Genomic DNA, 15,519 nt, shown 5'->3' with positions numbered 1-15,519 from the left:
GGATCCGTCCTCCTGACTAATATCTATGCTGAATGCTATACTATGTTCAAAATGCATGGAGGACGGACGGATGGAACTACGTGTTTTGCGTTACTTTTTGACGGTTGTCGACGAGCGCAACATCTCGCACGCCGCGGAGAAGCTGCACGTGTCGCAGCCGACAATCTCACGGCAGCTGCACGACTTGGAGGACGAGCTCGGGGTCACGCTGTTCGAGCGCGGGAGCCGGAGCATCGCGTTGACCAGCGCCGGCGACTACTTCGTTCACCAGGCGCGGCAGATCGTCTCGCTGGCGGACAAAACCATCGCCAACGTGCAGCGGACCCAGGAGGTGACGGGCAACATCACGATCGGTAGCGCGGAGGCGCCGATGATGGCGACGGTCGCGACGGCAATCGGCAGGCTGCGCGAGACGGCGCCGCACGTCACCGCCAATGTTTACAGCACCGACGCCAACGATGTCCACGCCCGGATGGCAACCGGGCTGTTGGACTTCGGGGTCGTCATGGAGCCGACCGATAAGACCGACTACCACTACCTTAACCTGCCCGGCACCACCGGCTGGGGAGTGCTGGTGGGGCGCGATTCGCCGCTGGGCCAGCGAGCCAGTGTGACGGTGGCGGACCTGCGCGACCAACCGGTGATCGCCCCGCAGCAGACGGGGAGCCTCGACCTCCTGGGGGATTGGCTGGGCGCTAGTGAGAATCGCCTGCACGTCGTGGCCACCTACAATCTGCTGTACAACGCCAGCATCATGGTGAGCGCCGGCGTCGGCGTGGCCCTGTGCCTGGACGGCATCATCAACACCGCAAACACCGATCTGCGGTTCGTGCCGCTGGCCCCGCGGCTGGAGGGGCACGCCAGCCTGATCTGGCCCAGGGCCGGGCAGCTTTCGCCTGCGGCACGCGCCTTCTTGGCGCCCATGCAGGCCCTCATGCCCGGCAACGCGTGATCACTGAACGAACGTGATGTGGTGCAGGCGGTAGGCCTCCTCGCAGGTGTCGACCGCCAGAATCAGGGGGTGGCCGGTGTCGAGCGCGGCGATGGCCGCCATGTCTGCCCCGGACAGCGTGAAGTCATCGACGGCGAAGTTCTGCCGAATTCGCGCCAGGTGAACCGACTTGGGAATGGCGATGATGTTGCGTTGCCGCAGCCAGCGCAGCGTCACCTGAGCGGGGGTTTTGCCGTACCGGTCGCCGATTGCCTTGAGCACCGGGTGCGTGAACAGGTCATTGCGGCCCTCGGCGAACGGTGCCCAGGCCATCGGCGCGATGCGGTACTTGGCCATCAGGTCGCGCAGCGCGCGGCGCTGAGAGAACGGATGCAGTTCGATCTGGTTGACCGCGGGCATAACGTCGAAGGACTGAATCAGGTCAACCAGGCGGTCGGGCAGGAAGTTGCAGACGCCGATTGCGCGGATTCTGCCGGCCCGGTATAGTTCCGTCATCGCCCGCCAGCTGCCGTAATAGTCGCCGTAGGGCATGTGAATCAAGTACAGGTCGAGGTAGTCCGTCTGCAGGTTAGCGAGCGTCTTTTGAAACGAGGCCATGGTCTTCTCGTAGCCGGTATCTTGAATCCAGACCTTGCTGGAGACGAAAATGTCCTGGCGCGGGACGCCGCTTTTGGCGATGGCGCGGCCGACGGCGGCCTCGTTGCCGTAGGTGGCCGCGGTGTCGATCAGTCGGTAGCCGGTTTGCAGGGCGTCAAGCACGGCCTGCTCGCACTGCGCTAAGTCGTCAATCTGAAAGACGCCGTAGCCGAGCTGCGGCATGGACACGCCGTTGTTGAGTTGAATCTGCTTCATGATGGGACCTCCATTCGATTGCGGATACAGCTTATGGCGTTTCGGCCGCCAAGTCTAATGCTTATATCGAACGTTAATTCATAGCCAAAACGTATTGATGTGGTGATCGGCGGGTCACAAATCCCAGCCCGCCGCGTGCGGTTACGGTGCACCTCGCATCTTTTCGGTCTGCACAAAAACGCCCGCTCAGGAAGGCAAGCGTTTCCGAGTGGCTTGTCTACCCAAGAGGGCGGATTGTGTTGGATTCGTTGGCGCGAACGTGGACTTTTCGGCTACACGTGCGCAGTTCGCCGGGTCGTCTGAATTGCGAGTGGGTACAGGATGAAGGCTGCGATGATGAACCAAGCGGCGTTGGCTTCCTTAAGCAGCGCCGTCATTTTTCCGCCCAGAATGAGGCTGGCGTTCAGCACCCCCAACGTCAGCGGCAGGGCACCGACTAAGCGCGCCTCCAACCGTTCAATCCAGCTCAGCAGGGTCTGAGGCATGCCCAGCTGGGAAAGCGTGTCTGTGTTGCTGATTGCCAGACCGTTCAAGCGTTGCGCAAGACCGAGGATGATGGCCGTTGCAATGATGGTGGCCAACCCGATTACGGTGGTGGTGAATAAGGAGATCCCGGCGACGGCATCGATTCCGACACCGTTGACGGGAATCAATGCGCTCAGGAAGGGCACCAGCGGCCTTGCCGTGTGCAGTGCCTGGTACTGGATCAGGCCGGCAATCAGCAGCACGAACGCGCCGCTCAGCAGACCCGCGGCCAGGCTCATCGTCAGCCAGTGGTGCCGCAAGAACTCGCGACTGGTGGTGACACCTAATAGCCATGCCGCCCGCCGTCTGACGGCGGACGCCCTGGCCAGCAGAGCCAACGCTGCTGGCAGCGTGGCGGCGCAGGTCCCAATCAGGCCAATCAGTGCCAGACCAAACCAGGCGGCGTCGTCTAATGGGGAGGCCGCCCAGTGACCCAGTCCGTAATCGCCGACGCCTAAGCCTAGCGGGGACAAGGCAGCCGCAATCCACCACCACCGGGTCGGGTCAGGGCGTGCGCGACGGCCGCCATCGCGACCGCTGGCTGGCTGGCCCAACCGCAGCCAGCCGCTCACGGCCAGCGCAGCGTAGCCAAGGGTGTAGCCGATCAGCAGCAGGCCCGCCGCACGTCCCGACCACAGGATACCGGTGCTCAGCGGCAGTGCCATCATCCGCACCAGCCACATGACCCAAAATTTAGAGGTGAGGATGCCAAAGACGATTCCGAAGCCGACGGTCAGTACCGCCCAGACGAGATTATCGCCGATCAGCTGGCAGGCGAGGTACCACCGCGGCATTCCAATCGTTCGGTACAGGCGAAACTCGGACGTGTAGCGGGATAGCATCACCTGGTAGAGGTACGCCATGACCAGCACCTCAAGTCCTCCGAGTATCTCAACGAGGGGCCACAGGCATTGTGCGATGAGCCGTGCCGTGGTCGGCATGGTCGCTTGGGTGATTGCCGGGTCGGCCAGAATTGCGAGCAGCGCGTACAAGACGGCCGCTAGCGTCCCGCCGGCGAAGACCAGCACCCGGCCCAAGGCCTTGTGGAGGGCCAGCCTAGTCTTGATTGAATGTCGCATCCTGCCGCCTTCCCCCGCCGATGGTCGCGGCCATGTCGATGATTCGCTCGAAAAAAGCTTCTCGGTCGCCGTGGCGCGTGACCTCGGCGAAGAATTGCCCGTCTTTAATGAAGACGATGCGGTCACAAAAGCTTGCGGTGAACGCATCGTGCGTGACCATCAGGATGGTCGTCTGGGCCCTACGATGCAGCCAGTCTAGGTGCTGCAAGAAGGTGGTTGCGGCATGTGAATCGAGGCTGCCGGTCGGCTCATCGGCCAGAATCAGGCGGGGCCGGGTGATGATGGCGCGCGCAGCGGCGACGCGCTGCTGTTGGCCGCCGCTCAGCTGGTGGGGGTACTGGGTCAGCAACGGCTCGAGGCCGAACTGATCTGCAACCTGGGCTACCCGCTCGGCCAGATCCTTGGGCCGCGGCGGCAGCATGGTCAGCGGCAGCGCGAGGTTGTCCGCAACCGTCAGCTCTGGAATCAAGTTGAACGTCTGCACAATCAGGCCAAGCTGGGTGCGGCGAAATGCGGCGCTTTTGGCGTCGCCCCACTGTGTCACCGGTTGGTCGCCAACATGCACGGTGCCTGAAGTCGGCTTCGTCAGGGTCGCAATGATATTGAGCAGGGTTGATTTGCCCGCCCCGCTTGGGCCCATAACGCCGACGAACTCGTTGGCTGCGACATCTAGGCTGAAGTCGTTCAGCACTGCCCGGTGCTGCCCGTAGCGTTTGGTCAGGTGCTGAATCCGAACGAATGCCACTGCAATCATCCCCCTTTGAACCATCATAACACCGCTTGAGATGGCCACGCAAAACCGCTAAGCTAAGTATAGAAGGGGAGCGATGCCGATGGTGAAAATCATGCTGATTGAAGACGAGGGCACGGTTGCCGAGCTGTTAGCCAAGGCCCTGCGCAAGTGGCAGTTTGAGGTGCAGGTGGTGACCGATTTCACGACCATCGAGCGCCAGGTTGCCGACCGCCGTCCCGAGTTGATCTTGCTGGACATTAATCTGCCGGTGTACGACGGCTTCTACTGGATGCAGAAAATCCGTGACTTCAGCCAGGTCCCGGTCATTTTTATCTCGAGTCGCGATGCGGATGCCGACCAGATTATGGCAATGAACCTCGGCGGCGATGACTACATCCAAAAACCGTTCGACATGGACGTTCTGATCGCCAAAGTCAACGCGATGCTGCGGCGCACGTATCAGTACCGCGACGACGCGACCGCACTGGCCCACAACGGTGTGAGCCTCAATGTCCAAACGCGCGAGGTGCTTGTCGGGGAGCAGCAGATCACGTTGTCAACCAACGAATTTCAACTGCTGTGGCTTCTGATGCGCGCCCACGGCCACATCGTCACCCGCGACGAACTGCTCAACAAGCTGTGGCAGGATAAGCGCTTCGTGGACGATAACACGCTGACGGTCAACATCTCCCGGTTGCGGCAAAAAATTGCCGCGGCGGGCGTTGATCAGTACATCGTCACCCGGGTCGCCCAGGGCTACATGGTGCCATGATGATTGAAAAGAATCGGATGTCTTTTCTCGCGTACCTCAAAGATCGTCGGATCGATATTGCCCTGCTTTGCGGCGGCGTCGGTCTTTTTTGCTTTGGTCTGTGGCTGGATCCGCTTCAGCAGGTGCGCGCGGCGACGCTGGTGTACATCGCAACGTTGAGCCTCCTGGCCGGAGCGGGCAATCTTTGGCGCCAGTACCGCCGCGCGCGCCGCTTCCTGGACCGCTTGGCGGCGGTTCAGGCGAGCGATGACACCCCGCTGGTGGGGCGAACGGCTTACCAGCGGGAGGTGGCCGCGGCGGTTGACCGCCTGCAGTTGACGCATCGCGAGTCATACAACCACCTGCTTGTGGCCCATCAAGACCAGGCAGCCTTCATCGAGTCCTGGGTGCACGAGATTAAGCTGCCACTGGCGGCTGCCGGCTTGCTGGCCGACGAGGCGACGGATTTTGCGACGAAATCGGCGCTGCACCATCAGCTGAGGCGCGTTGATCATTACGTGGCGCAGGTCCTCTACTACGCGCGAATGGACAGCTTTGCCCACGATTACCTGCTTGCGACGTGTTTTCTTCAGGCGCAGGTTGAGCAGGTGATCGTCGGCTTGCGCGACGAATTCATTCAGGGTCGCCTCAGCGTCGCAATCGAAGGGGATGATTTGCAGGTCGTGACCGACGGCAAGTGGCTGCGCTTCATCCTGACGCAGCTTTTCTCCAACGCGCTGAAGTACACCGCGCCCGGTGGCCACATTACGGTGACGCTCGCGTCGCTGGCCAATGAGGTAACGCTGACCATCCAGGACGACGGCATCGGCATCGCTGCGGATGAGCTGCCCCGGGTGTTCGACAAGGGCTTCACCGGCACCAACGGCCGCGTCAACGACACCAAGTCAACCGGCTTAGGCCTGTACCTAGCCCAGCGGTTGAGTGAACGCCTGGGACATCACCTCACCATTGCCTCGACGCCGCACGTCGGGACCGCAGTCACGCTGCATTTTCCACGGCTGAGTTACTTCGACCAGCAAGACGAGACGGTTGGTCATGGCACGTCGTCGTATCAATGGTTCCGCCAGCAGCCGAGTCCGCCGAAGCAAGCCAAGGGCTCTGAGAATCAGCAGTAGCACGTGGTGATGGTTGCGGTGCCTGTGCGCTGATTGACCCAGCCAAAATAAATCGGCACGCGTAGCGTTGGCATTATCCAGTGTCGGTACGGGTCGGGCCATTTTTCCTTGGCGGTTAAGGGCTCATTCTGGCTCAGGACGGGCGAGGGGCTCACCCCACCCGCACCGGCAGCTGCAGCCTTAGGAACATGTGCCGCGAGTCGCCGGCCAGGTTCGGCGCCTCGGTCAGCACCTCGCACAGGTAGTCGCCGCAGACCCGGTAGTGCCCGCCCTGCACCGCCCGCCTGAGCCGGCCGATCGCCGCAATCTCGTCCTCGAAGCGGTCGCAGTACGTGGTGAGGTAGGGGCCGGCCGGCATCACCTTGGTCGGCAGGCCGCGGTGGCCCGCCGCCATGACGAACATGGTGTCGGCAACCAGCGGCGCGTCGCCGGTGAAGTAGCGCCCGTCCAGCACCGAGCCGACGCGCTGGTAGTAGAACGCGTCCACGCCGTTTTCGGCCAGGTAGCCCTTCATCTCGCGCAGCGCCAGCTCGTAGGTGGTCGCGTCCATCTGGTAGATGTTGCCCCGAATCGCGTGGGTCAAAAGCCGCCGCTCGGGGCGCTGCTCGAGGTGCGGTGTCGCGTCCAGGTGGCCCTTAATCTGGTAGGCCTCGCTGGCCCGGTAGTCGTTCAGAATCCGGCGCTGCTCCTGAATCCGCACGGTCAGGGCGTCCAACTTGGCCTGCTTGGCGTCCAGCGCCGTTGCCAGCGCGCGGTTGGCGTCCGGGGCGGTCATCAGGGTGCGAATCTCGGCCAGGCTGAAGCTGAGCCCGCGCAGGAACTGGATCATGTCCAGCTGCGGGCACTGGGCCAGCGTGTAGTAGCGGTAGCCGGTGTCCGCGTCGCGCTCGGCCGGCGAGAACAGGCCTTCCTGGTCGTACAACCGCAGGGTCTGAATCGAAATGTGATTGAGCTTGGCCATCGCGCCAATTTTGAGTAAGTTCACAAGTGTCCCTCCTTGACTCTCTACCTGCCATAGACATTATACTTAATTATGTTCAAAAGTGAGCAATCAATCTATGGGAGGCTTTTCAATGACGAATCAAAAAGTGCGTGTGATCCAGTACGGCTGCGGGAACATGGCGAAGGTGATCGTGCCGTACCTGCTTGAGAAGGGCGCCGAGATCGTCGGCGCCATCGACACCAACCCGGCGATTGTGGGGATGGACGTCGGCGAGTTCGCCGGCCTCGACCACAAGCTCGGCATCACCATCTCCGACGACGCCGACCAGGTGCTGGACACCGTCAGCGCCGACATCGCCGTGGTCACGCTGTTCAGTTTTGTCTCGGATAACTTCGCACACTTCAAGCGCGTGCTCGAGCACGGCGTCAACGTGGTGACCACCAGCGAGGAGATGTTCTACAGCTGGAACACCTCGGCGCAAAAAACCAACGAGCTCAACCGCATCGCCAAGGACCACGGCGTCTCGATCACCGGCTCCGGCATGCAGGACATCTTCTGGAGCCAGCTGCCGCTGACCGTGATGGCCGGCGCGCACCAGGTCGACCGCATCGAAGGCGCCGTCAGCTACAACGTCGAGGATTACGGCCTCGCGCTGGCCCAGGCGCACGGCGTCGGCCTGTCGCCGGATGACTTCAAGCACCAGATCACGGAGGTCGAAAGCTTCCCGTCCTACATGTGGAACTCCGGCGAGGAACTGGTCAGCCACCTGGGCTGGACGATCCGCAGCATCAGCGAAAAGCGCGTGCCGGTCACGGCCGACCAGACCGTGCACTCCGACACCACCGGTGAGGACATCCCGGCCGGCCACGCCATCGGCATGTCGGCGGTCTGCACCATTGAGACCTACCAGGGCCCGACGCTGGTGCTTCAGACGATCGGCAAGGTCTACCAACCGGGTGAGGGCGACCTCTGCGAGTGGCACCTGAAGGGCACCCCGAACGTCGACTTCGCAGTGGCCAAGCCGGACACGGTGGCCCATACCTGCGCCACCATCGTCAACCGGATTCCGGACGTGATCAATGCCGCACCTGGGGTTGTGACGGTGGATCAGCTGCCCGGGCTGCGGTACCGGTCGGCGCCGCTTGGGAGCTATGTGAAGTAGCACTAGACACGCAGACCGAGTGTACGTACTTTGCTCGTAGTCATGAAGTCCTGTTCTCCTTTTATTTTGGAGACTCAGGGCTTTTTTGGTCGAGACAAAGAAATTCGCCTTAATATTTACTTCCACTTTTCTATATTGAGTGTTCCATACTACGTTCGGAGAAAGGATGAATCGGGAAAAAATTTCTGACCCTATGTCGCGAAATAAGATAGGCTGCGCCTGCCGTAAAATTTTACGTGAAGCCGAATATTCAATGACCAAATCAGGTAGAATGAAGCTATTGAGAAGCCATTGGAGGAAAATTTGATGCCAGCTAAGAGCAACGAACTGAAGATTGAAGATAAGCTTTGGGAAGCCTGTGACAAGTTGCGGGGGTCTATGGATCAGTCGACTTACCGGAATGTTGTGCTAGGGCTGATTTTTCTCAAGTACGTGTCTGACACATTTGAAGAACGACACGCTGAGCTTGTTGCAACCGAGTACCCAGAAGACGCTGAAGATCGCGACGCGTATGCCGAGAAAAATATTTTCTGGTTACCTGAGAATGCACGGTGGTCTGTAATAGCGGCGGCAGCCAAAACGCCAGATGTCGGAACCATTATTGATTCTGCCATGACCTCGATTGAAAACGAGAATGACAGCATCAAAGGTGTGCTGCCAAAGAACTATGCATCTGACGACCTATCTAAGGAACGGCTCGGTGAAGTAATTGATCTGTTTACTGATGTGCAGGTTGGGGATGAAGAGTCGCGGAAGAACGACGTGCTGGGGCGCGTCTACGAGTTCTTCTTGCGCAAGTTTGCAACCAATGGTGATGGTGAATTCTATACACCGCGCTCGATTGTTCGAACGTTGGTAGATATGATTCAGCCGTTCAGTGGCAAAATCTATGATCCGTGCTGTGGTTCAGGCGGAATGTTCGTCCAGTCTGAAGAGTTTGTAAGCGAACATCAAGGAAATATACTTGACCTTTCTGTTTATGGTCAAGAATGGAATCCGACGACTTGGCGTTTAGCAAAGATGAACCTGGCAATCCATGGTATCGACAACAATCTTGGCCCACGAAATGCTAACACGTTATTAGATGATCAGCATTGTGGTGAACGTTTTGACTTTGCGCTGGCAAACCCACCATTCAATTTCAAAGATTGGGGCGCGGATAAGGTTATCGACGATGCTCGCTGGAAGTGGGGAATGCCTGGAAATAGCAATGCCAACTATGCTTGGATTGAACATATTCTAAGCAAGCTCGCACCTGATGGTAAAGCTGGTATTGTTCTCGCTAACGGTGCACTGTCCACATCAGTTAAAGATGAACTTGCTATCCGTAAGGCACTACTTGAGGATCATAAGGTGGATGCGATTGTGGCGATGCCATCTCAGATGTTTTATTCGGTTTCGATTCCTGTCGCCGTTTGGATTTTTGATATGAATCAGGCAAGTGTAGGTGAGCGTGATCGGACTGGTGAGACGCTATTTATTGACGCGCGTGAAATGGGGTCAATGACTGACCGTACTCACAGGGAGTTTAGCCGTGACGATGTTGATAAAATTGCGGGTACTTATCATGCATACACAGGAACTTCTGGTGAAAAATATGACGATATTCCGGGATTCTGTAGATCGGCAAAGCTTGAAGAAATTGAAAGAAATGACTATGTTCTTACGCCGGGTCGATATGTTGGCTTGGTTGAAGAAGAACAGATGAATGCTGAAGACTTTGATGCCGAAATTAAAAAAATAAGCAGTGAATTGCAGAATCAATTTGAAGATAGCGACGTGCTTCAGAAGAAGATTCTAAATGTATTGCGAGGGCTTAATAGTGGAAACTAAAAATTATCGTCTGGGCGATGTGGTTGAAGTTGTTGATACTTTGCATTCTACTGCACCAGTAGCTGAGAACGACACTCAGTACAGGATGATTAGAACTGCGAACGTTCGTGACGGTCATTTGTTGACTGATACAATGAAATGCGTAACTGAAGAAACATATGACAAGTGGACACGTCGTGGGACGCTTGAGGTTGGTGATGTAATTTTAACTCGTGAAGCTCCTATGGGTGAAGTTGGTATCATAAAACGTAACGATGTACGTTATTTTTTAGGACAACGGACACTTCGTTTGAGGCCAGTTAGTGACGTATTGAACAACGAGTTTTTATATTACTACTTGCAAGGATCATATATGCAAAATCAAATTGGCTTCAACGAAGGTACCGGTGCGACGGTAAGCAATATTCGAATTCCAATTCTACTTAGCATGCGGATGGAATTACCGACACTGGATTTTCAGCTCCGAATGGTTCAAATCCTTGATGCCATAGATAGCAGAATTGAACTTAATCAGCAGATTAATAGTAATTTGTTGAAACTATCATCGAATATAGTGATGGTGGCTTCGTTAAAAGCAGAACAGATTACCGATTTGCAGACACTGCTCAGCAGTAGTCGTAAGGCGAATATTTCAACAGATGAAATTTCGTTGGATACGTATGTGTCAAATACAAGTCTGCGAGCAAATAAGCGCGGGTTAAACACTGCAGAGGACTATCCATCTGTGAAGTCGGTTCGATCTGTTGACCCGGGAGACATCCTAGTCGGCAATATTAGACCATATTTCAAAAAGATATGGTTTGCTGATCGAAAGGGCGGTGCCTCTAATGATGTCTTAACGTTCCATGCTGATAGTGCGGTTGTCACACCGGAATTCTTATTTGGAATACTGTATTCTGATCGATTTTTTGATTATGTGACTACCACGAGTAAGGGGACAAAGATGCCACGTGGTGATAAGCAGGCCATTGAACTCTATCAAGTTGGCTTACCCGACAAAGGTGAAATTGCTTCAGTGACAGATGTGGTGAAGCCTATGCTCGAACAGGTATCACTTAATGAAAGACAGAATCGGCAGCTAACAGAGCTTCGTAATTTGCTTTTGCCTAAACTGCTTGCTGGTGACATCGACCTATCAAACATCGAAACGGTGATGAATAATGCCTAACACCAGATCATTTACAAACGAACAAGATGTTGAGCTAGAGGCAATCGATGCGCTGGTCTTTTTGGGGTATCAAGATTACCGGAGTCAAAGCTATAAAGACCCCAACGACGTCATTGATGCTGAACGTGACAATGACCACAAACAGGTCATTTTGCACCGACGCTTGCGAAGCGCTCTAGAACGCAATACACCAGGACTGAAGGACGCCATATATAAAGAGGCAGTCCGTCAGTTTTATTTGGTGACAGATGGCCCTGACTTGATGGCTAATAACCATCAACTACATAGGCTAATCGTTGAGGGTGCAAAAGTTAAAGTTTCTGAAGATGGGCAAGACCGTACCTATATTCTTAAACCAATCAATTTCGACGATGTGGACTCCAATGATTTTGTAGTGACTAACCAGTTTACGATGGAGCAGGGTAATTGTATACGGCGGCCGGATATTACGATATTTATAAGCGCCCCAGTTTACAATTCAAGTGCAACACCCTGACGACTAGACCAAAAAGGCCATGAAGACCTATTCTTGTTAGTGCTAGCTAAACAAGAAAGCAGGAATCTTCATGACCCACTCTCAGACTAACACCCACAAGCATTACCAACAACTCAGTTTTAGCGACCGTGCTACAATTCAGGCCCTTCAGGCTGCTGGTGACACCGCGACCGTGATTGCACAGAAGCTTCATCGCAGTAAAGCGACAATCTCACGAGAAATCACGCGTGGATCTGTAACTCAGCTCGACTCGAAGCGTCACTCGCATCAAGTCTATCTTGCGGAAACTGCCCAAGCCATGCACGACCGTAAACGCGATAGAACCGGTCACTACGCCTTTCTTAAGACCGGCCGTGCGTTCTTCAAGGCTCTCGCCAGGGAGCTTACTCGTAAGCCGCGCGTACACAGCGTTGATAGCTTCGTACACTTCTATCGCGACCAGGGCAAGGCTTGCCCTTCAACGACAACTGTGTATCGCTACATCGACGCCGGGCTGCTTGAGCTAGACAACATGACACTTCCCAAGAAGCTCCGACGCCGCATCAAAGGCTATAAGAACGCCCACAAGCGCAAGAATAAGAAGATATACGGCGACTCAATCGAGTTGCGTCCTGCGGCCGTGAATGACCGCACAGGCGTGGGACATTGGGAAGGCGACTTGGTCAAAGGTATTCGCTTAGCTGATGAGCCAGCATTAATGACGCTCACAGAACGGTACAGCCGGACTGAGATCATCGTCAAGATTCCTGACTATCATGCGGACACCTGCCTTAAAGCCTTGCAGGACACGATCGACGACTACGGGGCCAAGGAATTTGAGAGTATCACTTTTGACAATGGTTCCGAGTTTGCCAAGTTATCAGAGATTGTTGGAACCCAGATTTACTTCGCACATCCGTACTCGCCTTGGGAGCGTGGCACAAACGAGAACGCCAATGGACTGCTTAGGGAATTCTTCCCGAAAGGGAAGTCTCTCAGAGCAGTTACCCTGGTTGAAATTCAAGCAGTCCAATCCGCACTGAACCATCGTCCCAGACGTATTCTGAACTATCTTCGCCCATGCGATTACTACCGATGCATGGCGTAACAGCCTAGACCACTATCAAGAATTCGTTATCATCGTTGCACTTGACTTGAAAATTGAGGGATATTTATAAGCGGCTTGCCACTTGTAACTTTTGAATTGAAGAATCAGGCCAATGCTAATGTAGGAATTGAAGATGCGTTTAACCAGTTACAGACCTACAAGCAAGATATTTCTGACTACATGGCTTACAACGAAATTCTCGTCATTAGCGACGGGGTGAATGCGCAAACGGGTTCCCTGTCTGCTGGCTTTGACCGCTTCATGCAATGGCGATCACCTGAGCAGCGCGATGACAAGCAGTTGGATGTCTATGCAATGGAGACGCTAATCAAGAACATGATGAAGCGTGACGTTGTATTAGACTTGATTCAAAACTTCATTATTTTTGAGACTGATGGGGCGAAGACTTTCAAGGTTCTCGCCGCCTACCATCAATACTACATGGTCAACAAAGCAGTCGATGCTGCGGCTAAAACGCTCCAAAACCCTGATAGCAACCGCATCGGGGTGGTTTGGCATACACAAGGTTCTGGCAAGTCCCTTTCAATGGTGTTCTTCTCGGGTATCGTCAGTCGCAAGCTGGGCAATCCGACGATTCTGGTTGTGAATGATCGCAATGATCTTGATGACCAACTAGGGCAGACTTTTGCTGCAGCACATGACTATCTGCGGCAGACGCCACAACAGGCAAAATCGCGCACGGAAGTTCGTGACTTGTTGGAGCGAAAGGGCGGGGGTATTGTCTTTTCCACCATTCAGAAGTTCACACCAGAAGATAACGAAGACAGAATGCCGGTTCTCAATACACGGTCTGACATCATTGTGATCTCTGATGAAGCCCACCGTTCGCAGTATGGTTTGAAGGCGAAGTTTACCAAGAACGGGGTGAAGTACGGTTACGCGCAATATATGCGAGAAGCATTACCAAACGCTTCGTTCATCGGTTTTACCGGTACACCGATTGACTTCAGCGATAAGTCGACACGCGGTGTGTTCGGTGACTATATTGACGTGTACGATATGACCGCGGCGGTGCGTGATCACGCAACGGTACGAATATACTACGAGAACCACATTATTCCGTTAGATCTCGATCCCCAAGTACAACATAAGTACGAGATGGTTATGGAAGAGGCGGGCGTGTACAACGCTGGCGAGGAGACAGAAGAGCAGAAACGTCGAGCCGAGTATACGAAGCTGGAGCGATTGGCTGGTACGAAAGGCCGTTTGGAAGTACTGGCGAAGCACTTTGTAAAGCATTTTGAGGCGCGTCAGGCGCGTGAATTTGGCAAGTCAATCATCGTTGAAATGTCACGTCGTAACGCGGTAAAACTCTATGACGAAATTATCAGAATTCGACCAAATTGGCATTCGGACGACTTGATGAGAGGCAAGATAAAGGTCATCATGACTTCCGACGCCGCCTCTGATGGACCGGAGCTTGCCAGACACCACACGAATGCAGCTGACCGTCGCAAGCTGCAGATGCGAATGAAGGACGATCGAGATGAGCTCCAGGTCGTGATTGTTGTCGACATGTGGCTGACAGGGTTTGACGCTCCTGCGGTTAATACGATGTACATTGATAAACCGATGCGCGGGCACAACCTGATGCAGGCCATTGCCCGTGTTAACCGCGTTTTTAAAGACAAAGATGGCGGTCTGATTGTTGACTACATTGGGATTGCTGACAGTCTGAAGACCGCGCTGCAGCAATATTCTGATTCTGACCAGGAGCAGACAGGCATTAACGTGGACAAGGCTGTGTCGCTGATGAAGGAGAAATACGACATCATCACGAATGACTACCTGTACCACGTTGATTACAGTGGCTTCACCAGTGAAGACCGTAAGGCAAGTCAGAAGGCCTTTCGCACAGCGCTCAACGCTGTCGCAGCTCTTCAGCCAGATCAACAACACAGATTTGCTGACACCGTTGTCCAGCTTCAGAAAGCACATGCGCTAGTTGTCACGACGGAACAAGCTGTTGCGATTGCTGGGGAAGTCGGATTCTTCGTAGCGGTTAAGAACGCGTTGATTAAGTTGATGCAGACTGCCACTGACTCCAGACGCAAGATTGGCAACAGCCAGTTAAACTTGAAGCTTGATCAGCTGGTTAATCAGTCGGTCCTTGCAGATAAGCCGATTGATTTGTACGAAGAGCTAGGATTAGAGAGACCGGAATTAAGTTTACTCTCTGACGATTTTCTGGACAGCGTTGGAAAAATGCCGGAGAAGAGTTTAGCGATGAAACTGCTCGAACGTCTACTCAAAGGCAAAATCAAGGCAATGACCAAGATGAACCTGGTTCAATCGCGCAAGTTTGGCGACATGCTGGAGGCGTCGTTGGATGCTTACAATCGGCGTGGTGTGACAACCGAATTAGTGATTCGTAAGCTCATTGAACTCGCGAAGACAATGCAAGCGGCGGAGACCGAGGGGCAGGATCTTGGCTTGTCTCTTGAGGAAAAAGCGTTTTATGACGCGCTAGCCGATGAGAAACGTGCTGCTGAGGAATTAGGTGCGGATAAGCTGCAAGAGATTGCGAGAGCGCTAGTAAAGGAAGTGCGTGAATCTGCACAGCGAACGGACTGGGTACAGCGCGAGTCAGCGCGGGCAAGCATGCGAATCGCGGTCAAGAGATTGCTGCGCAAGTATGGGTATCCGCCTGACTTTACGAAGTCTGCCGTAGATACGGTGGTGGAACAGGCCGAGAAGATGGCATTCAACCAAAGCGTAAATCATGACTGACCGATTGATCATGACAAAGGACACTTTGTCGTGAAGGAAAGAGGAATTATT

The 15,519-nt window shown here is 54.9% G+C and carries 11 protein-coding genes and 2 pseudogenes; 9 read left to right on the top strand and 4 right to left on the bottom strand.

All coding sequences use genetic code 11. The annotated features are described in order from the left end of the window. The first annotated feature begins 70 nt into the window (after positions 1–70). The gene (locus LE416_RS06600) at positions 71–952 is read left to right on the top strand and encodes a LysR family transcriptional regulator (protein WP_225047669.1); all 882 of its coding nucleotides are present in this window, start codon (positions 71–73) and stop codon (positions 950–952) included. Here LE416_RS06600 and LE416_RS06595 read toward each other — a convergent pair whose 3' ends face one another. The 3 genes from LE416_RS06595 to LE416_RS06585 all read right to left on the bottom strand — a co-directional run bounded on the left by LE416_RS06595 (position 953) and on the right by LE416_RS06585 (position 4,153). Next, entirely contained in the window at positions 953–1,804 is an 852-nt protein-coding gene (locus LE416_RS06595) for an aldo/keto reductase (RefSeq protein ID WP_225047668.1), read from the bottom strand. A 272-nt stretch (positions 1,805–2,076) separates the two neighbouring features. After that, positions 2,077–3,408, bottom strand: coding sequence for an FtsX-like permease family protein (locus LE416_RS06590; RefSeq protein ID WP_225047667.1), 1,332 nt, complete (start codon positions 3,406–3,408; stop codon positions 2,077–2,079). Beyond that, positions 3,386–4,153, bottom strand: a complete 768-nt coding sequence (locus LE416_RS06585; protein ID WP_225047666.1) for an ABC transporter ATP-binding protein — start codon at positions 4,151–4,153, stop codon at positions 3,386–3,388. Before LE416_RS06585 ends, LE416_RS06590 begins: the two co-directional genes overlap by 23 nt. Positions 4,154–4,241: 88 nt before the next feature. Between LE416_RS06585 and LE416_RS06580 the strand changes: the two genes are divergently transcribed. Together LE416_RS06580 and LE416_RS06575 are read left to right on the top strand one after the other, a co-directional pair. Then, the gene (locus LE416_RS06580; RefSeq protein WP_225047850.1) at positions 4,242–4,913 is read left to right on the top strand and encodes a response regulator transcription factor; all 672 of its coding nucleotides are present in this window, start codon (positions 4,242–4,244) and stop codon (positions 4,911–4,913) included. Continuing rightward, positions 4,910–6,028 carry a sensor histidine kinase gene (locus LE416_RS06575; RefSeq protein WP_225047665.1) on the top strand — a complete coding sequence of 373 codons (1,119 nt, stop codon included), beginning with the start codon at positions 4,910–4,912 and terminating at the stop codon, positions 6,026–6,028. The genes LE416_RS06580 and LE416_RS06575 overlap by 4 nt, the downstream gene beginning before the upstream one ends. 151 nt (positions 6,029–6,179) lie before the next feature. On the opposite strand, the gene LE416_RS06570 is transcribed toward LE416_RS06575, so the two are convergent. Further along, positions 6,180–7,013, bottom strand: coding sequence for a MerR family transcriptional regulator (locus LE416_RS06570; RefSeq protein ID WP_225047664.1), 834 nt, complete (start codon positions 7,011–7,013; stop codon positions 6,180–6,182). Between the two features lie 88 nt (positions 7,014–7,101). Between LE416_RS06570 and LE416_RS06565 the strand changes: the two genes are divergently transcribed. The 6 genes and pseudogenes from LE416_RS06565 to LE416_RS06540 all read left to right on the top strand — a co-directional run. Next, positions 7,102–8,133, top strand: a complete 1,032-nt coding sequence (locus LE416_RS06565) for an NAD(P)H-dependent amine dehydrogenase family protein (protein ID WP_225047663.1) — start codon at positions 7,102–7,104, stop codon at positions 8,131–8,133. Between the two features lie 306 nt (positions 8,134–8,439). After that, positions 8,440–9,966 carry a type I restriction-modification system subunit M gene (locus LE416_RS06560; protein ID WP_225047662.1) on the top strand — a complete coding sequence of 509 codons (1,527 nt, stop codon included), beginning with the start codon at positions 8,440–8,442 and terminating at the stop codon, positions 9,964–9,966. Continuing rightward, positions 9,956–11,134, top strand: coding sequence for a restriction endonuclease subunit S (locus LE416_RS06555; RefSeq protein ID WP_225047661.1), 1,179 nt, complete (start codon positions 9,956–9,958; stop codon positions 11,132–11,134). The genes LE416_RS06560 and LE416_RS06555 overlap by 11 nt, the downstream gene beginning before the upstream one ends. Beyond that, positions 11,127–11,597, top strand: a pseudogene (locus LE416_RS06550) (type I restriction endonuclease); the annotation flags it as partial. The gene LE416_RS06555 and the pseudogene LE416_RS06550, both read left to right, overlap by 8 nt. A gap of 103 nt (positions 11,598–11,700) precedes the next feature. Next, a complete protein-coding gene (locus LE416_RS06545; RefSeq protein WP_063558467.1) occupies positions 11,701–12,717 on the top strand; it encodes an IS30 family transposase in 1,017 nt (338 codons plus the stop codon). A 60-nt stretch (positions 12,718–12,777) separates the two neighbouring features. Beyond that, positions 12,778–15,468 (top strand): annotated as a pseudogene (locus LE416_RS06540) (type I restriction endonuclease subunit R); the annotation flags it as partial. Positions 15,469–15,519 lie beyond the last annotated feature (51 nt).

Origin of the sequence: Lacticaseibacillus kribbianus, from assembly GCF_020180945.1 — a bacterium.
Lineage (GTDB): Bacteria > Bacillota > Bacilli > Lactobacillales > Lactobacillaceae > Lacticaseibacillus > Lacticaseibacillus kribbianus.
Note: the sequence above shows the minus strand (reverse complement) of the source record. Positions and strands in the feature narration are given on the sequence as shown.